This window comes from Dapis hubbardiae BLCC-M172, assembly GCF_050016015.1.
GTDB lineage: Bacteria > Cyanobacteriota > Cyanobacteriia > Cyanobacteriales > Microcoleaceae > Trichodesmium.
On sequence record NZ_JBNHEQ010000162.1, the window covers coordinates 24,274 to 43,555 of the forward strand.

Here is a 19,282-nt window from a genome sequence, read left to right on the forward strand (position 1 = left end):
CCTAAAAAATCGCGCGTCAAAGAATATGGGGTTGCATCCCCAAAATTTTTGTGATACAATAAGAACTATATGGTGTATCTCGCATATACACATGATTTTTTATTCAACTCAAAATAGTATTATTTCTACAGCGATAGAACTCCGTTCCGCTGTGGTACAGACATGAAACGTCTTGAAAGAAAAAGATACCAAAGATGTAGTGCGGGCAAGATGCCCGCTAGTAGTATACATCAGTGAGATGAAATTACAAAATAACTTCTGAGTTTTGACTTCTGAGTTTTGACTTCTAACTTCAACAACACACCTTACTCAATCAAAACTATAAAAACTCACGCCCCATATAAGGTTGCAAAACCTCCGGAATTTTCACACTACCATCAACCTGCTGATAATTTTCCAAAATAGCAGCCATAGTTCGCCCCACTGCCAAACCCGAACCATTCAAAGCATGAACATACTGAGTACCCTTTTTCTTTCCCTCCTTAAACCGAATATTCGCCCGGCGCGCCTGAAAATCTTTCACATTAGAACAACTAGAAATTTCCCGATAAGTTCCTGACGACGGCAACCACACCTCCAAATCATAACACTTAGCTGCCGAAAAACCCAAATCTCCAGTACACAACTCTAAAATTCTATAAGGTAACTTCAACGCTTGCAAAATAGCTTCTGCATCTGCCACCAATTTTTGATGTTCATCTTCAGAAGTGTCAGGATGTACAATTTTTACCATCTCAACCTTATTAAATTGATGGAGTCGAATCAAACCCCTAGTATCTTTCCCATAAGCACCAGCTTCTCGACGAAAACAAGGAGTAAAAGCACAATGATAAATAGGTAGTTGCTCCGCCGTCAGAATTTCATCCCGATAAAGATTCATAGTTGAAACTTCCGAAGTAGGTATTAACCATAGGTCGTCTGCTGCACACTTAAAACTTTCCTCCGCAAACTTTGGTAACTGTCCTGTAGCAGTCAAAGACTTACTATTGACCAATAGTGGCGCCATAACTTCCACATAACCAGCTTGAATATGACGGTTAAGCATGAACTGAATAATGGCGCGTTCTAATGCTGCACCCGCTCCCATCAAAGCAACAAAACGACTTTGAGAAATTTTCACTCCTCGCTCAAAGTCAAGAATGCCTAATTTTTCCCCTATTTCATAGTGAGGCATAATTTTTGGATTTTCAGGAATATATTCATCACCCCACCTTTTGACTTCTATATTTTCTGCTTCACTTTTGCCTATAGGTGTAGACTCACCCGGTAAATTAGGAAGAGGTAAAAGTAAAGTTTCTATTTTAGCCTTTAACTCCTTTTCTTCAGGTTCTAATTCGCTGAGTTTAGCTTTAAGTTGGTTTCCCTCATCTTTTAAAGCTTGAACTTCTGCACCTTTAGGGTCACTACCAGATTTAATTTTTTCCCCTACCTGTTTACCGACTTGGTTACTACGAGCTTGGAGTTGCGATCGCTCTGTTTCTAGTTGTCGCTGTTTTTCATCCAACTCTAGAATTGGTTGTAAGTCGTACTCTCCACGACGGTTGAGTAATTCTTGTACTGTTTGTGGATTTTCTCGAATTTGTCTAATGTCTAACATAGTTTTTCCTTATACCCTTAATTTGTCCCATTTAACAGAATATTACTTTAGCTCCACTTTGAAACATTAATCATCACTAACTTAAAAGTGAAAAATTAAAAATCAAAAGTCATAAAACTTCTTTGTATCGGAATTCTCATACTGGTCAAGTACAAAGTTCAAGAGTTGAGGTAAATAGGGAACAGAAAAATATTTTTGTCTTAATGACTCCGAGAAATCGAATATATCCAAATATAGCGTTTCTCAGTAAGCGTGAGGTAGAATTTTATATTTCTTCCCTGTTGCCTGTTGCCAGATGAGCTGTTGCCAGATGAGCTGTTGCCTAAAGTCTAGAATTTTGTACCTCACTCTTTTTGGGAATTGCTATAGCATATTCAAAAATTATTTGGTAAATGGTTTTTCCATTTATCTATAACATTTACAGGACTTACGCAGGCTAAACCAAAAACACGGTTATAGACCTAGATGTCTATTGTTAAAACCAATGATTTATCGTGGAAACCCTGTTTCTTTGCATAGCTCCTAATCTATAAATAGGGCCTGTTGATTAAATCTAAAAGCATTGAAAAATAAAGGCTTTAGCCTTTTTGGGGTCGGAAAAGGTCTCAGGTTTTCAGTCCCAAACGCTCAAAAAGTTAGGATAAAAGGCAGAATAATTGCAGAAAAATCAAGGGACAAAATATCCAACTACCTCCTCTATAATTCGACTTTCCTCCTAACTACTCTCTACTCCCCTACTTCTTAAAAATAATTTTTCAGCAAACCCTAAATATAGTGAGGCATTTTTGTGGAATAGGATTTCTATGAAAATCAATAAAAATAACCATAGTTTTTGCTACTAAAAAAAAATTATATTTTTGACTTTATGTTTTATTTGAGATTTATTACCTCATTATACGGATATTTTCTAAATAAGCTAAATCTAACTATATAAATATACTGATGTATTATTACTATTAGAACACAAGTCATCTTGAGCAGTAAATTTAAAGATATTTAATCAAATTATTTAACTTCACAAAAAATATATTTTTTTCTATATGAAATATGATTTTTATGATATGATACTAATCAAATCAAAAGCCTAATCATAAATTTATTAATTTCCCAAGCAGTAAAATATGAGATTTGTATATCCATTGACGACTACATTATTAACAGTATTTTGGTTAACTGTTCCAGTATTTGCTCAGTCTAAGTCTAATTCTATGGAACGGATCAAAACTATTCAGCGTTTATTATCTACTTATGAATGTCCAGGTTGTGATTTGAGCGAAGCTGACTTAAGTGAAGCTGATTTGAGTGAAGCAAATTTACTAGGAGCTAATTTACAAAAAGCAAACTTAAAAGACGCTAATTTAAGAGGAGCCATCTTAAGTAGTGCGAATTTAATTGATGCAAATTTAGCAGGAGCTAATTTGTCAGGTGCAATTATGCACAGTGCAACTATGCGACAGGCTAATCTCGAAAAAGCTGATTTGTCTTGGGCTGATTTATACCAAGCATATCTGGAGAAAGCTAAGTTAAATGGAGCCAATTTATCTAATGCAAATCTGAATCAAGCAAAATTAGAGGAAACTGATTTATGTGGAGCTACTCTACCTAATGGTAAAAAAGGAGATTGTTAATCAAGTTGATTAAAAAAAATTATATTATAGTTAAGTCTAAAATATTATTTAGGTATAGTTTTACGCCATAACAGAAATTTCATCAATTACTTTAATACGTCCTTTACAAATAGCTCGAAGTAGCCTATTGATTGAGCGCTTTTCATCTTCTGGCAAAGACTCATCAAATATAGCTGCCATTAACCCATAACGGTCGGCTAAGGTAATGTAACCTGTGGCATTCGCATGGGCAAAAAGGTCTCCTAATGCAGATGGAAGTAGATAAACAGGAGGTTCTTGATACATGAAAATCATATTTGAACTCTACATTTCTAGTATGGGCGATTTTTTATTATGACACGGTGATACAACATTAACGCAGTAAATGATTACACTTACAAAGTTTAGTGATTATAATCACCATTCTGCTGTGATTAAGAACAGAGTCCCTGACTCAGATAACAAATTAGTTGAGTATAGATTTTGAATTTTCCGGAAAACCGAATTTATAAAATGAATAAAGTAGGTGTACCTTACTTTTTTAGAGCAAATAGTTTAATAATGTCCCAACATTATCTGAAATTCCCAACTCAAAATTGTGATCAAATTCACAAAAATTTTTGTAAAAAAATGTTGACAAATTTGCTCTATAGAAGTTAAGATTATATTACAAAGCAAAATACAGTCAGCCTAATCCGGCATGAAAAGCACAGCAAGAGTGCTGCTGGAGCGGAGGAACCAATATTAAGGGGCTTATCTCTAAATAGAAATCTTTGAGAAAGATATAGAGAAGGGCATCTCTCAGCCCTAGCCCGTCAGCTAACTTCGTAGGCATTGAGAGGAGAATGAAGAGTCAACCTTCTATAACAATTTAGACAGATTGTCGATTCAGAATCCTTGGTTGGTATAGGTCTGATTTGTTGCGCCCGATAAACCTGACTCTGACGATCTAGAAAAATGGCAGAAAAACTGAATAATTCCCTTTTTGCGACGCTTGCCGTAGTTTTTGCAATACCTCAACAAGCTGTATGGAAGCGCATTGGTCGCTTCGTCATGCCTGATTTAATTTTATTGCCGGCATTAGGATTTTTTTGGGTAATCATGCTGTGGTCTATGGTTAATACCTTTGTCACAACATTTATGCCTAGCCCTTGTTTACCAACAGTGATCAGCACAGTTATAAATGTATCTAAGGTTTCCAAAGGATACTTAGGAGTAGCACACGCTCTCTGGAGTTGTTCTGATGAAACTCATTATATAAATAGTTTATCTGTTCCTGAAGTTGTTTCTAAGCTTGAACAAACCTACGCATCCGTCTAATATTCACTCTCTCAATTTTAATAGGTGCTACCTTGTGAAAATTATATCATAACAAGGTAGTACCTATTATGCTAAATCTGGTTTATAGAGCATCATTTTCTGAAGATGAGAAGATAAAGTGTAGGGAAGATGGGGAGAGGATTTAATTTTACTTAGCATAAAATATCTTGAGTAAGCGAATCTGGTCTTATTTGAGAAGTTAGCCAACTACTATAGGAGGTTAAAGGTTTTTGACATCCCTCTACAGTATTCTGGAGTTGTTGTCTATTGGCTTTCAACCCAGATTGATTGTCCTAACTAAAAAAAACTTACTGCTATATCACAGTCTATCAAAAGATAGTGATGCAACTCACGCAAACATATACATCCGTTTCACTACGGTGTGGTTGAATGACTCACAGTATTAATGCTTCTTGCCTCACTCTCTGAAGACAAAAATATCACTGTAAATTTACTCATAAATCACCAATAGAAAGCGAAATTAGGGAGATGATTAAACTGTAAACTTCAGGTTACACGGGCGCAAAAATTATGAAAAACCTAATCATTCTTTCTCTCGCTGTTATTCCTTACTATTCCTTTTGCTGGTTTATTTGCCAACATTAATATTACTAATAGACATCTGGTGAAAAAGATACAGCCCTTTGTATAACATTTAAGTACAATAATTGAAGCAATAAACTTTGAGCAAATTAGAACTTATTCTACTTACTATTGTTATTGTACTGATTAGTCGTGCAAAGTGCTATATAGACTTTTTGCGCTTAGTAGGGAACAGAAAATATATTTCCACGAAAAAGATACGAAAAATAATTTTTTCAGTAAATTTACAACTCTAGCTGCTCTTAAATAAAGAGCAAATTTATTTTTGAGAGAGGTCTAAGGTGTTGTGCATTTAAACGACTTATTGTTGTGTGCCTCGTTTCAGGGAAAACCCTATATTAATTCTGACTTCTAACTTTTAACTTCTGACTTGCTAATACGCATTTAAAATGTGTATTAGTTTAATACTACTACTTTAGCTAGCTCTTTTCATTTCTATGGAGCAAATGACCCTGCTACTACCGTTAATTTCAGCAAGGATCTACCAAGGATCTACATGGAGGCCAAATAGGAAGTTTTGCAGATTTTGATAGTGCATAGATTTTTAATTGCAACTTGACTTATACTCATAACCAAGTATCTTTTTACTACCTGATAGTAGTAATGTTATTGATACGCAAAGTTGCAGACTAATCTCTCTTCCCTATTTAGTAAAACTGATAAAACTTTGTATCTTACTAACTCCGAAACTAAAACTACTGTAATTTTTGAATCCAGTGATATTTTTGAGGGAAATGGACAGTTCAAGGTGTTGTTGAAAAATGCTTTTTATTGCAAATAAAAAAGATATAGGTATTTTAATTTTATCATAAAGTAGTGGTTATATCAAATCCGTTTGATTAGACATAAAAAAATTCTCCAATTGTTATAACTACTAAATCTTTGTAATTCTCTATCCTCCTGACTCCTGACTCCTGACTCCTGACTTCCTACTCCTCCTAACTTAAGGAATCTATAACTATTTAACCGAATTTAATATCAGTAGTAAAATAAATAGATAAAAATGGATAACTATCTAAAAAATGCAAGACGAAATATTAGCTAAAGAACGAAAATTCCACGATATATGGGCATCAACTATTGATATTGAAGGTATTCGAGTAGTTGATTATTTTGAAAGTTGTACCGCACCAGAAAACAGATTTATCCTCAAAGAAATGGGAGATTTAACAGATAAATACTTGTTAGATTTAGGTTGTGGTGCAGGAGAAAATAGTGTTTATTTTGCTAAAAAAGGAGCGCGGTGTTTAGCAACAGATTATTCTCCGGGAATGGTAGATGTTGCTGTTAATTTGGCAGAAAAAAATGGAGTTAAAATTGAAGGGAGAGTTATGGATGCTATGGCATTAGAATTTCCTGATAATACCTTTGATTTTGTTTATGCTTCTAACCTACTTCATCACTTACCAAATCCAACATTAGCTATTAGGGAAATGCACCGGGTTCTTAAACCTGGTGGCAAAGCTTGTTTTTGGGAACCTTTGAAACATAATCCAGTTATTAATGTTTATCGACGAATTGCAACAAAAGTGAGAACTGAGGATGAAACACCTCTAGATATTAATATTGTTTATTTTGTTAAATCTCTCTATTCAGAAACAGCTTATGATACTTTTTGGTTAGCGACTCTGTGGATTTTTCTCAGGTTTTATTTAATTGAAAAAGTTGACCCAAATAAAGAACGTTATTGGAAGAAGATTATTATTGAAAATCAAAGATTAGAACCAATGTATCGTAAATTAGAAAAGTTGGATGTGGTGTTGAAAAAGTTACCTTTAATGAAAAGATTTGCTTGGAATTTAGCAGTAGTAGCTACTAAGTAGAGAGTGTGTTCAATAATTAATAATTAACAATTAATAATTAATAATTAATAATGGCTCTGTTGCATAATTAGCGATAGAAAATCAATTCTGCAGCTATATCGCTCTCTTTGGCAATTATTGATGTTCTATTCATCTATTGTCCAATAGTTAGGGCTGGCAAATTAAAGCTCAAAGCCTTTATAGGCAAAAGTTTCAGGCTTTTCCCATATCAAAATTGATATTCTATTCATCTATTGTCCAATAGTTAGAGTAGTTTCCGCAGGTTATTATTGTACATATGCACTTGCTTGTGCGATAGCTATATACTTTCATGCAACAAAGCCATTAATAATTAATAATTATCTCTTCTGTAATAGAGGGATTGGCTAAAAGGATTTTTTCTTCTCTTGGTCGATTCGAGATGGCGTTTAGCGTCCCGGAGGGAAAGGGAACCCGCTCTTGCAGAGCCGCTGCCTCTTGCAGAGGAGCTATCCTACGGAATGCTCCACAAACGCTTTATATGTCGCGCAGCGTTTCATGTCGGCTCAAGCGCCGAAAACGCCATCTCTCAACCGCTTTTTCTCCATGAATAGAGAGCCTTTATACGTTAATTTTTCGATAAGAGAGGGCAGAGGGGGGAAATTTCAGGTATAAAAAAGCATATTTTTTTGTTGAGACTTCATACTAAATAAAACTGATTACTCATCCCTTTGTTAAAAACTTACCTCTGTAAGCTCCTTCCCCCAAAACCCTAATTATTCGGGTGCATCTCAATGTATGAAGAAAGCCAAAAATTTATTGCTTTTAGGGAACATTTAACTATTAACTAGGAATAGAAAAAAGTATTTTTGCAAATATTGAGATACACCAAATTATTCAACCGGATATGAATATAAATTACAAAAAAATAAAGGTATAAACCCTTCTATTTCAAGAGAAAAGTGCCAGGATATTTCCTTATATTCAATCCTCTCGGTTTTCCTTGAGGTAATTATAGCAATCCTAAATAGGTCGTAATAGTTTTTATAATAGTTTTTCTGGGCTGAAAACCTTGAAAATTCTGACTCCTGACTCCTGACTCCTGACTCCTAGCTGCCAGGAAAATATTACAACTAAAATAGGATTGCTATATCAATTATCCATTATCAATTATCCATTATCAATTATCCATTATCAATTATCCATTATCCATTAATTACTCTTGTACTCGCACATCAATCACACTCGCATTAAAATTATAATCCTTACCCTCTAACTCAATTGTCATCCCAATTTTTACCTTAATATTTCCTAAAACAGGACCATCATCAGTAACTCTACCTTTACCTTCCAATGTTAATAAAACATTCCGACTAAATATTTCTTTATCTCTAGGATCGGGTAAAGCTTTTACCGTTCCATCCGGCTGAGGAACTGCCACTTTTCTAGTTAAAAATTCTACAGATTTTAGGTCAACTTCTCCATAAGGTTGATTCCGAATAATCAATTGAGTTTTTTCCCCTTCCTTTAATAATTTTTCAGGGTAGCGACCTTTTAAACCTAGAACAATAGCATCAACTTCAACTGGTTTAGTCACAATATTGCCCACTTGAGCAACAGAATTTTTATTAGTACCAGGAAATATAAATATTCCCAATAATACCATGAAAATTATTAAGACAGCGCCAACGTCTAAGATACTAATTTTACCAAATAATCGTCCTTGAGAATCCAGAATTTTCATAACTGTATAACTTAATTTTTACAAAAGTAAACTACTCAAAATTAAATTGCCCGATTATAAATTGAACTTTTGATATCCCTCCAGAATATCCCATATAGTATATAGTTAGTGAGCTGGGCACAACGTCAAGATTGCCAACTTTTTTATATTTACCACATAAACCATTCATTTTAGACAATGTGGAGAAATTTATATTAGTATGATGAGCATTTTTGTATGACTAAAAAGTGTAGTAAATCAAATTAATCAGGACTTACGCATGAGGTATGAAAAATGAGGATTTGAGATTCCTTATATCAAATCCAGTAGCATCGGTATAATTAGATAGTTAATCTAGGAGTCAGGAGGGAAGAGAATTTAGAAATATTTACTAATAGCTGAAGATGAATATTTTTTTATACCGAATTAAGTGGATTTGATATTACCTGTCAGTCGCAATGACGAAAATACCTTGTACTACCTAAGTCCTATAGCAATCCTAAATAGGTTGTGACAATTTTTATAATAGTTAATTTGAGCTGAAAATATGAGTAAATTCTAACTCCTGACTCCTTTAGGGAGGATTCAAGAATCGCCCCTACCACCAAAATATTACAACTGTGCAGAGGATTGCTATATTAATGATATTTCTCCCCAAAAATATCCTTTGAGAGAAATTACCAAAAAAATAAGGTTTAAAGCCTCTCCTTTCAAGGAGAAAAAAGAAAAAATTCCTTTTAAGCAATCCTATTCTTAAAAATAATTAATAATTATTAATTGTTAATTATTAATTGTTAATTATTCAACATGACTTACGAGAAAAATTAATTTAAAGGCTGAAGATAAGGAAGTTTTTTATTAACTAAACTCCCTTATCTTCCATAAAAAATAAACTTTTTGCTTTGCGGAAAAGCTATCGATAACTTTTGTAGTTAATCACAAGATTGGCAAAACATTATTCGCTAATTTATGACATCTTGATAAATCCAAAATCTAGTACCTCTGAATAAAAAAGCCCATGTTGAAAAAATTATCCTTGATTTCTAAATCTTCCTATCGTCGAATATCATATCCGTTAATATCTTTAATGGTTGCTGCTAGTTTATGTGCAGGTACAGCATCTCCCACTCAAGCTTTGCCCTGGAGACAATTAATTTTCCAGGGTATTCAGATGATGTCAATTTCTAATCTGTCTGATCGTCAAGAAGTTGAACTAGGTAAACAAATTAATCAACAGTTATTTAAAAGCGGAGATGTTAAACTTTATCGCGATCGCGCAGCCAACGAATATATTACTAGAATTGGGCAAAGATTAGTTGCAGCAAGTCCCCGCTCGGATATTCCTTATACTTTTCAGGTAGTAGAGGATGATAGTATAAATGCTTTTGCAACTATAGGAGGGTTTGTTTATATTCATACTGGTTTAATGAAAGCTGCGGATAATGAAGCAGAATTAGCTAGTGTTGTTTCCCACGAAATTGCTCATATTACCGAACGCCATGCGGTGAAACAATTACGTCGAACATTATTAGCACAAGGTTTGGCTACTGCAGCAGGCGTAGATCAGAATGTTGCTGTTCAAATGGGGGTAGAATTAGCATTACGTCGCCCCAAAAGTCGCCAGGCAGAATTTGAAGCAGATCGAGTTGGTATTGAAACTTTGGGAAGAGCGGGATATGCTCAATATGGTGCAATTACATTTATGGAAACATTGTTGAGAAAGAGTTCTCCTCCATCTTTTCTTAGCACTCACCCAGCAACATCGGCGCGAATTTCTCAGATGAAACAAATGGTCAATCCTGAATTTGCCTATAATGGTGATGGGTTAGATGAGAGACGTTATCAGGTAATTGTAAGTAGATTAGTTCCATAGTAGACCGACACAGCTAAAGTGGTGCGTTAGATTGAATTCAAAAGTCAAAAGTCAAAAGTCAGAATTTTCAAGTTAAAATCTATTGCATAGTTTTAGCTGTGTCAGTCTACTAGCGTGTCAAGCTTAAAATTGTGTATTATATTTTCAAGTAAAAGCTTTGAAAAATCAGCATCCTACCATTTTTATAAAGTAACATTTAAGGCTTGACACGGCACTACTACTGGATAGTTTTATCTTAAATGGTGCGTTAGATTGAAGTCAAAAGTCAAAAGTCAGAATTTTCAAGTTAAAATCTATTTAAAATATATTGCACAGTTTTAGCTGAAACAGTCCACTAGTAAACTGCTGTATCTTTCTACTCCCTACTCCCTACTCCCTACTCCCTTCTGTCTCAAAAATTTCTTCTCAATAAGTTCTCCAGCTTTAATAGATTTTCGCAACCAATCTAATTCCAAATCTAATTTTTCTGTCTCAGTTAATTCCCAATTATTATGCTCTTTTCTGAGACGGTTCATCACATCATATAAACATAGAGCAGCACTAACGGAAATATTAAAACTTTCACTAAATCCCACCATCGGAATTTTTACCGATACATCTGCATTGTTTTGAGCATATTCTGATAAGCCATTAATTTCTGAACCAAACATTAATGCTACTTTTGTATTGACAGATAATTGTTCAATAGTTATCTGCTCTTTATAAAGAGTTGTTGCTGCTATTATATAACCCTCACTTTTTAATTTCTTTAAACATTCCTCTGTATTATTTATGCTTGGTTGATTATAACGATATAATGTTAACCAACGATCTGAACCAATAGTTACACCCTGAGTAATTGTAAAAATATTTTTATTCTCTACAATATGCACATCTTGTACACCAAAACTGTCACAACTTCTCAGAACAGCACTAGCATTATGGGGTTGATAAATATCTTCTAAAATAACAGTAATATAGCGAGTTCTTTGCTGCAAAACTGATAAAATTTTTTCCCGACGTGCTATGGTAACAAATTGACTTAAGTAAGTAATTAATTGTTGTTTTTCTTCTCGTTGCATTCAGCTCTAGGAATCATAAATGATTTGTAAAAAATCCTAAAATTTGATATAAGATATAATATCATGTCCGGTAGCATCGGTCTTGTAAGGTAAGGAAGAAGGCTTTAATTATCTAGGAGAGAAGGCTTAAAAGCACAAAAAAACTTAAATTTTCCATAGATATTGACAGTTAGGTTTACACAAACGATACCAGCGGACATGATAGAAAATATAAAATTATTGAAAAATTAAGGTATAAAGCTTCTCTATTCATGGATAAAAAAGAAATTTTTTTTTAGTCAATCCTCTTTTTTCTAAGAAGAGGTAATTATTAATTATTAATTATTAATTATTAATTATTAATTGTTGAATTATTCCCTAATTCCAAGAGATTTTTTTTTCAATTTAAATAGGACTGCTATAGAGAGCCACTGCTACGATGGCTGATAATTTTTTACTTTAAGATTTTCTTGGTTATTTTTTCTCAGAGAGAAACCCTGTTGCATTTTTTGTCTGAATGTTCGTCTAGCTTTATAAGGTTTGACAAGTTCATCTAAGTGCATTTTCCGAGTTTGATAATCCTTAACATTAACTTGATAAATAATATTATTGTCAACATCTAATCCTGTTAGCCACCCACTGCGAGGATGATATGCACTGGTATCAATATCTAGCCAACCAGCTCCACAAACTAATTCTCCAGGCTCAACTTCATCGAAAGTAAAAGTTATAGTATGACCTATAATAATTAACTTATCAGAAAAATAGGGTTTATCTACAGAATGAAATTCATGGCGAATCCAACAACATTCATGGTATGCTTGCTTTTGAATCGGTAGTTTGGGATTTATCCCTGCATGAACTAACCAAATATCTCCTAAGTCTAGATATAGAGGTAGCGATCGCATCCACTCTAAATCATCATAAGGCATAATTCCCGTATCTCGATAACTTTCCACAGTTTCGACACCACCACTGTAATACCAACTTTGCCATGCCTCATGGTTTACTTCTGTATCAGAAAGAGCTTGAATCATCATGTATTCGTGGTTTCCCAAGATACACTGATAGGGGCTATTTTTAACAAATGTTACTACTTGAGAACTTTTCGGACCTCTATCAATTAAGTCTCCTAAAAAGTATACCATATCATCTCTGCCTGGGGCGATCGCCTCTAACAAAGCCATTAAGCCATCATAATGCCCATGTATGTCGCCAATGATAATACGTCTGGTGTTCATTGTTACTGCTGATAAGTTTTTACTACCACACTTTAACTTTGCGCTAAAGCAACAAATCTTAAACTTTGCTACAATTTAATCAAAATTTAATTAATTTTTTTTTATTCAAGCACCCTATAAAACTTAACTTATATATTTTACCATATAATTTTTAAGGTTAATACTAATTAATTTTAAAAAGATGTCACAAATCGTTTCAAACTTTAAATATTAAATCACTGCCTAAAATGTCTGTATTGTTAAAGTTTTTACTCTATCAAAATCTAACTTCTAATATCATGTCCATTGATATCGGAGTGTGTAAAAGCTGGGGAAATATATCTCATATTTAAGGTTTTCCTTCTCTTAAAGCTTTTTCATTCTTCATTCTTCCTTACCTTTGCGATACAATAACGATGTTACCGGAGATGATATAATTTCTAACCTCTGACTTCCGTGAAACGGTATAACCGACCTTAATTTTCAGGATTATCAAGAATTTAACTAATTCTATAGAAATTTTACCCTGAATAAATTTAGGTCGGTAATTTTCAAACTTAAAATACCTTCAATATATTCAGTATTAACTTTTAGTTACTTAAAGCACGCAGGAATTTTTGAATTTCGGTTAATAATCCTTTCCGTTTTGGTGGAGTAGCTATTGTTTCAGAGGATGAAGAGACTGAAGCAGAGTCATCTGTTTTCGCTGTACCAGTAGCTTCAGCTAAAATCATATCTAGTTGCTCTCCCAATGGTTTCTCCGGTTGTTCAGCAATTAATTTATACTGGCCATTTTCTTCCAACCAAACTTGCCAAGGAGAAGGATAACAACGATATAACGCCCCCTCACCAAAAGACCTAATATAATAGCAAGATTCAATAGTTTTAATAAATCTTTCCCGGAGTTGACGTGCTGCATAACCAATTCCCACAATAGAAACATCCTCTAATCTAGGGATTAACATCACAACTGGGCGATCGCCAGCCAGATTAGACAATTTTTCAGCTTGGGCCACTTCTACAGCAGAAGGAGCAATTAATAAAAAACATTGGTCTTCGGGTTCAACTCTACTGTCAACTGGAGACCTACTTGTGCCAATATCTTCTATTTTAAAAGAGACATCTTGCCAATCCCGTCTAGCTAAAGCTGCTGCTCCAGTGTCGGGAAAAAAGACTTTAAGTTGAGTACCTGTTTCCAGTAAAACAGGAATAAATTGTTTTGCCAAAGATTGAGCTTGAAGTTCAATCTCTGGAACAATTATCTCAATTTGAAGTCTAGTATAACCATCACCGAGAGCTGCTTTAGTAGCTTCCATTGCTTGGGCGATCGCCTCATTTATGTCATTGGGTAGTTTAGTCATCTATGTTAATATTTACTAAAATTATGCTGTCATTGAGAGAAGATTGTAATATCTTCGTTATTTTCCACAACAATAATAAGTATAAAGTTTAACTGGGAGAAAATATGACAACTAAACATCCATTTGGAGAAAGTTCTCAGAAACTAGAAGCATCTCTGGAAAGAAGTCAAATTCAACAAAATTCTCCTTCTAATAACTCCACTCTACCTGTAACTATTCTTGCATTAGGAGAAGAGGGAGGTGCTACAACTGAAGCTTTTGATAATTTAGAAAGTGGTGGCAACTTCATAGCAACTACTCTAGCAATAGGCGAAGAAGGTGGTTTTAGTGAAGCCATACCTACGACTGTAGCAACAGAAGAAGAAGGTGGTAATTCACCTGTACCAACAACTGCAACCTTGGGAGCAGAAGCTGGAATTACTCCAATACCTTTACCACCAGGAGTAGTAACTACTCTAGCAGTAGGAGAAGAAGGGGGGGACTTTCCTGAAGCTACCACTCTAGCAGTTGGAGAAGAAGGGGGGGACTTTCCTGAAGCTACCACTCTAGCAGTTGGAGAAGCTGGCGACATGGGTTTTCAACCTACAACCCGAGCAGTAGGAGAAGATGGTGCTACAACTGAGGCATTGGGAGAAGAAGGAGGTTTTGCTACTCTTACTGATGATGGAATTCTGACTCAACCAGGAACAGAAGAAGGAATAGTAACAACTCTAGCAATAGGAGAAGAAGGTGGCGCAACTACTCTAGCAATAGGAGAAGAAGGGGGTATTGCAACTTTTTTTGATGATGAAATTCTGACTCAACCAGGATCGGAAGCAGGAGTAGTTACTACTCAAGCATTAGGAGAAGAGGGTGGAAATTTTAATGAGGAGATTTATCGGCAATCTTATCCTAGTGTTAATGTTGCTATCAATAGAGGAGAATTGAATTCTGGTTTGGAACATTACGTTCAGTTTGGACAATTGGAAATTGAACGTATAGGATTTTTTACAGGTACTAATGGTAATGATATTATTACTGCTTTTGGCAACAATACCAGAATTGTTGGTGTGAATACTCTGGGATATAATCCAGTAAATGATGAAATAATTCCTAATAGTTTTGGTGTGGGAGAAGTTGATATATTAGTTGGTAGTTCTAGAGCAGAGATAATAGACCAATTTATACTAGGTTCTTCTCAAGGATTACCTTTTTATCTTGGCTTTGGAAATTTAGATTTTGCTTTAATTAAAAACTTTGATGTTGCTTTTGACCAAATTCAGTTACCAGGAAGTTTGGATGATTATAGTGTTGAAATTATTAATAACTCGGTTAATATATCTACCCAATCGGGAGATTTAATTGGGATTATAGAAGATGTGCCATCTCTAGATAATTTAAGGATTAATTTTATCTAGTTGATTCAATGGAATTAATTAGATATCTCCAGAAAATAAACTTGCTCTTTCTTTAAGATAGGCTATACTTGTAAAAGTCGCTTACAAAATCATTTTTCATTCCTTGGTGTAAAATTAAATTCCCTTTTGCCTGTTATACCAGTTTGATAAATGTTTACTACAAATAGTTAGGGTACTTTTTAGGAGTCAGGAGTCAGGAGTCAGGAATCGCATGGGAATTGCTTCAATAGTTTTTTTTGGGTCATAAATCATATTTTTTGTCTAAGATATATCTCCTTTCAGCAATTAACAATGAACAATTAATAATTAATAATTACCCCTTCTTTCAAGAAGGGGATTGGATAAAAGGAATTTTTTTTGATTTATCCCCTTGAAAGGGGAAGCTTTAAACCTTAATTGTTGAATTAATAATTAATTATTGACGCTTCAACTCTTAACTATTAACTATTAATTATTCGGTAAAGTATTTTTATCGCTCTTACTATTCTTCAATAATTTAGAATTAAGAATGCGCGAATTACCTCTCTTTAGAAAAGAAGAGGATTGACAAACAGGAAAATTTTTATTTATTATCCCCTATCCAAGGGGAGGCTTTAAACCTTAATTGTTGAATTAATAATTAATTATTGACGCTTCAACTCTTAACTATTAACTATTAATTATTCGGTAAAGTATTTTTATCGCTCTTACTATTCTTCAATAATTTAGAATTAAGAATGCGCGAATTACCTCTCTTTAGAAAAGAAGAGGATTGACAAACAGGAAAATTTTTATTTATTATCCCCTATCCAAGGGGAGGCTTTAAACCACAATATTTCGGTAACATTCTTTTTTCAAAATGGTATTATACTCTTACCAATGGATAATTGATAATTAATCAATTCGGTTTAAATCCTTCTATTTCAAGATCATAAAAGTGCTAGGAGATTTCCTTGTATTCAATCAAGTACGGTTTTCCTGGAAGTAATTATCCATTATCAATTAATCAACAAAAGTCTATATATTTTTCTGAGATTTCTATTAGATATAGACGTGAAAAAAAATTAGATTTTTTTAGAATTAGGCAAAAGATAAGAGATTTTCAGCATAACCACGAAAAAATATTTTTAGGATAACTCACAACTGTTTCATAGAAGTTAAAAGTTCTACCAGTTTAATAAATGTTTACGGCTTTGTTGCATAAAATTAGGGATAGAACATCCATTCCGCTTTGGTTCACATATCAAATGCGTTTGATATGCGGCTGCTATATCGATCTATTTCGCAATTATTGATGTTCTATTCATCTATTGTCCAATAGTTAGGGTTTGCCGACCAAATCTCAAAACCTTTACAGGTAAAAGTTTCAGCCTTTTTCTGTCTTATATTGATGTTTGATTCATCTATTGTCCAATAGTTGTAGCAGTTTCCGCGCCTTATGAAGTACATATGATATGCACTTGCTTGTGCAGCAACTATATACTTTCATGCAACAAAGCCAATGTTTACTATAAATCTCTGTTACCAATGGATAATTGATAATTGCAAAGGTTCCGCAAAACTTTCCTACGGAAAAAAACAGAGTTGTGCGACAGCAAAACAAAAATATAGCAATCCTCCGCATATTCGTGGCAAAAATATTACTGCTTTTAGGCAACAGCGGTGCGACCCCGCGTCGGCGACAGACGCAAGGGAACGCGCACCAAGAGAGGCACTATTGCTACAAGCAACAGGTGGGAGTTTCAACTTTTTTATTTACTTTTTAATTACCCGCAACATAAGCGCGGATTGCTATAATTATCCATTAATGAACTATTCCCTTATTATATGAAAATTTTAATTCTGGGTAGTAATGAAGATATTCATGCTGCTCACCTCAAACAATCTCTCACAGAAAAAGGAATAACAGTTGAATATTTAGATACTCGTTTATTTCCCACTAAATTAAAAATATCTTGGCAACCTATTAATCACACAGGATATTTAACATTTCCAGATGGCAGACAATGGGATTTAACAGATATAAATAAAATTTTCTGGCGGACTTTTTCAGGAGTAAATGTTCCTCAATTAACTGATTCATATCAGCAGACAATAGCAGTTAATGATGCAACTGGTTTGTTACGCTCTTTTATGCGGTGTACCCCGGAAAAATGGGTTAATGGTTGGGAAGCTTATGAATTTCATAAAGAGAAACCATTACAATTAAGTTTAGCAAACAAAATAGGTGTGACTATTCCAGCTACATTAGTTACTAATGATGCTCAGGAAATTATCAATTTTTCTCAATCTTATCTGGATGTAATTTTTAAACCTGTTTATGGTGGTTCTCATACTCAGCTTTTAACGAAAGAACATCTAGAAATTAATCGAATGAATTTAGCTTTAAGTATTTCTCCTGTAACTATTCAAGAATATATTCCTGGTACAAATATTCGTAGTTATGTAATTGGGGAAAAAGTTTATTCTGCTGAAATTCGGAGTAGTTCCTTAGATTTTCGGGAAGATAAACGAGCAAAATTAATCTATTTAGAAACACCAGAAGATATCAAAAGACAATGTTTAGCTATTACCAAAGCATTCGGTTTGAAATGGACTGGTATTGATTGGCGATTTAAACCGAATGGAGACTTTATTTTTCTAGAGGCAAATTTTAGTCCGATGTTTCTTCATTTTGAGAGGGAAACAGGTTGTCCGATAACTGAAAATTTAATCGAATTATTAACAAGTTAAAGTAGAGGAATAATATCATATCTGGTTGAATACTTCTGATTCAGGTATCAGAGACTTGACTATTTCCCCGGGCTGAATAACTCAGGTCACTTGGGTATGGTTGGCGTTGAGGATTAGGTAGACCGTTCATTGGTGATACAAATTCACTTTGAAGATGTCACAAATAGTCTCAAACTTTAGATGTGAAATAATTTCCTGAAATTAGTGTGGAATCAAAGTTTTGACTCTATGAAATCTGAATACATGACTTTTGTACGGGTGATTCGCGTTTTGCATTCTGGAAAGCATTCCGTAGGAAATTACCCCCTACTGACTTTTAACTTCCGTGAAACGGTATGAGATAAGGTTTGAATTGTACTCCAAATTTACACCTAATTTTACTACAAACCTACTTTCTTGAGATTCTCTTTAATAAATTAGCTTTCAGGGATTAATAAAAATGTTGTCAGACAATATCGATTACTTCAAAACTAAAATACTTTAAATAACTTACAGGAATTACACCTAAACAATACAAAAATAAATTCATCAATCGGATATAAAATTTCCCCAAAAAAAATATTCAAAAAAGAAAAAAAAGAAAGATCGATTCAATAATTAATAGTTAATTATTACCTCTTCTTATAAAGAAGACGATTGACTAAAAGGAATTTTTTCTTCTTCTCTTGGTTGATTGGATATGGCGTTTTGCTGGCGCAAAGCTTTCCTAAGGTCATGATCCGCATTTCCTGACGGAATGCTCCGCAAACATGTCGGCTCAAGCGCCGAAACGCTTTATATGTTGCGAAGCAAAACGCCATCCTATCCTACGGAATGCTCCGCAAACAACCGCTTTTTTCTCAATTAATCTAGAGGCTTTATACCATGCATGAAAAAAGAATGCTACATAAAAGTGCATCTCTATCAGAGATAGTTAAAAATAGCTGCTGAAATTCATTATAGAAAGCTATATCTATCATTTTCCCTCTTTTATTCAAAATTTCTTCCTTCTTCCTTCTTCCTTCTTCCCTCTTCCTTGCTTCTACAATTTGTAATAAACATTTATCAC

General features: G+C 34.1%; 12 protein-coding genes and 1 riboswitch. Of the genes, 6 read left to right on the top strand and 6 right to left on the bottom strand.

Annotated features, from left to right (window positions below):
- Positions 1-319 precede the first annotated feature (319 nt).
- A complete protein-coding gene (serS, locus tag ACP6PK_RS14480; RefSeq protein WP_426560247.1) occupies positions 320-1,597 on the bottom strand; it encodes a serine--tRNA ligase in 1,278 nt (425 codons plus the stop codon).
- Between the two features lie 1,121 nt (positions 1,598-2,718).
- Here serS and ACP6PK_RS14485 point away from each other — a divergent pair.
- Positions 2,719-3,225, top strand: a complete 507-nt coding sequence (locus tag ACP6PK_RS14485) for a pentapeptide repeat-containing protein (protein WP_094671093.1) — start codon at positions 2,719-2,721, stop codon at positions 3,223-3,225.
- Positions 3,226-3,285: 60 nt separating this feature from the next.
- On the opposite strand, the gene ACP6PK_RS14490 is transcribed toward ACP6PK_RS14485, so the two are convergent.
- Positions 3,286-3,510 carry a hypothetical protein gene (locus ACP6PK_RS14490; RefSeq protein WP_094671095.1) on the bottom strand — a complete coding sequence of 75 codons (225 nt, stop codon included), beginning with the start codon at positions 3,508-3,510 and terminating at the stop codon, positions 3,286-3,288.
- 371 nt (positions 3,511-3,881) lie between these two features.
- Positions 3,882-4,053: riboswitch (cyclic di-AMP (ydaO/yuaA leader) on the top strand.
- Between the two features lie 108 nt (positions 4,054-4,161).
- On the opposite strand from ACP6PK_RS14490, the gene ACP6PK_RS14495 reads away from it, so the two are divergent.
- Complete coding sequence (locus tag ACP6PK_RS14495; RefSeq protein ID WP_094671097.1) at positions 4,162-4,524, top strand: hypothetical protein; 363 nt, start codon at positions 4,162-4,164, stop codon at positions 4,522-4,524.
- Positions 4,525-6,149: 1,625 nt separating this feature from the next.
- Positions 6,150-6,950 carry a class I SAM-dependent methyltransferase gene (locus ACP6PK_RS14500; RefSeq protein ID WP_426560250.1) on the top strand — a complete coding sequence of 267 codons (801 nt, stop codon included), beginning with the start codon at positions 6,150-6,152 and terminating at the stop codon, positions 6,948-6,950.
- A gap of 1,174 nt (positions 6,951-8,124) precedes the next feature.
- On the opposite strand, the gene ACP6PK_RS14505 is transcribed toward ACP6PK_RS14500, so the two are convergent.
- Entirely contained in the window at positions 8,125-8,652 is a 528-nt protein-coding gene (locus ACP6PK_RS14505; protein WP_426560252.1) for a DUF4330 domain-containing protein, read from the bottom strand.
- Between the two features lie 997 nt (positions 8,653-9,649).
- Here ACP6PK_RS14505 and ACP6PK_RS14510 point away from each other — a divergent pair.
- Positions 9,650-10,504 (top strand): M48 family metallopeptidase, encoded by an 855-nt coding sequence (locus ACP6PK_RS14510; protein ID WP_426560254.1) that lies wholly within the window; start codon positions 9,650-9,652, stop codon positions 10,502-10,504.
- 362 nt (positions 10,505-10,866) lie between these two features.
- Here ACP6PK_RS14510 and ACP6PK_RS14515 read toward each other — a convergent pair whose 3' ends face one another.
- The 3 genes from ACP6PK_RS14515 to ACP6PK_RS14525 all read right to left on the bottom strand — a co-directional run bounded on the left by ACP6PK_RS14515 (position 10,867) and on the right by ACP6PK_RS14525 (position 14,125).
- Complete coding sequence (locus tag ACP6PK_RS14515) at positions 10,867-11,565, bottom strand: TrmH family RNA methyltransferase (RefSeq protein WP_094675243.1); 699 nt, start codon at positions 11,563-11,565, stop codon at positions 10,867-10,869.
- 413 nt (positions 11,566-11,978) lie between these two features.
- Positions 11,979-12,785, bottom strand: coding sequence for a metallophosphoesterase family protein (locus ACP6PK_RS14520; RefSeq protein ID WP_426560256.1), 807 nt, complete (start codon positions 12,783-12,785; stop codon positions 11,979-11,981).
- A 569-nt stretch (positions 12,786-13,354) separates the two neighbouring features.
- Positions 13,355-14,125, bottom strand: coding sequence for a DUF1995 family protein (locus ACP6PK_RS14525; RefSeq protein ID WP_094675247.1), 771 nt, complete (start codon positions 14,123-14,125; stop codon positions 13,355-13,357).
- Between the two features lie 104 nt (positions 14,126-14,229).
- Between ACP6PK_RS14525 and ACP6PK_RS14530 the strand changes: the two genes are divergently transcribed.
- A complete protein-coding gene (locus ACP6PK_RS14530; protein WP_426560259.1) occupies positions 14,230-15,522 on the top strand; it encodes a hypothetical protein in 1,293 nt (430 codons plus the stop codon).
- Positions 15,523-17,328: 1,806 nt separating this feature from the next.
- Entirely contained in the window at positions 17,329-18,234 is a 906-nt protein-coding gene (locus ACP6PK_RS14535) for an ATP-grasp domain-containing protein (protein WP_426560261.1), read from the top strand.
- Positions 18,235-19,282: the final 1,048 nt, after the last annotated feature.

What these genes read in the sequence shown, in the direction of transcription:
- ACP6PK_RS14500 (WP_426560250.1), top strand. Translation starts at nt 6,150, where the DNA reads ATGCAAGACGAAATATTAGCTAAAGAACGAAAATTCCACGATATATGG.
- ACP6PK_RS14485 (WP_094671093.1), top strand. Translation starts at nt 2,719, where the DNA reads ATGAGATTTGTATATCCATTGACGACTACATTATTAACAGTATTTTGG.
- ACP6PK_RS14520 (WP_426560256.1), bottom strand. Translation starts at nt 12,785, where the DNA reads ATGAACACCAGACGTATTATCATTGGCGACATACATGGGCATTATGAT.
- ACP6PK_RS14530 (WP_426560259.1), top strand. Translation starts at nt 14,230, where the DNA reads ATGACAACTAAACATCCATTTGGAGAAAGTTCTCAGAAACTAGAAGCA.
- ACP6PK_RS14535 (WP_426560261.1), top strand. Translation starts at nt 17,329, where the DNA reads ATGAAAATTTTAATTCTGGGTAGTAATGAAGATATTCATGCTGCTCAC.
- ACP6PK_RS14495 (WP_094671097.1), top strand. Translation starts at nt 4,162, where the DNA reads ATGGCAGAAAAACTGAATAATTCCCTTTTTGCGACGCTTGCCGTAGTT.
- ACP6PK_RS14515 (WP_094675243.1), bottom strand. Translation starts at nt 11,565, where the DNA reads ATGCAACGAGAAGAAAAACAACAATTAATTACTTACTTAAGTCAATTT.
- ACP6PK_RS14510 (WP_426560254.1), top strand. Translation starts at nt 9,650, where the DNA reads ATGTTGAAAAAATTATCCTTGATTTCTAAATCTTCCTATCGTCGAATA.
- serS (WP_426560247.1), bottom strand. Translation starts at nt 1,597, where the DNA reads ATGTTAGACATTAGACAAATTCGAGAAAATCCACAAACAGTACAAGAA.
- ACP6PK_RS14490 (WP_094671095.1), bottom strand. Translation starts at nt 3,510, where the DNA reads ATGTATCAAGAACCTCCTGTTTATCTACTTCCATCTGCATTAGGAGAC.
- ACP6PK_RS14525 (WP_094675247.1), bottom strand. Translation starts at nt 14,125, where the DNA reads ATGACTAAACTACCCAATGACATAAATGAGGCGATCGCCCAAGCAATG.
- ACP6PK_RS14505 (WP_426560252.1), bottom strand. Translation starts at nt 8,652, where the DNA reads ATGAAAATTCTGGATTCTCAAGGACGATTATTTGGTAAAATTAGTATC.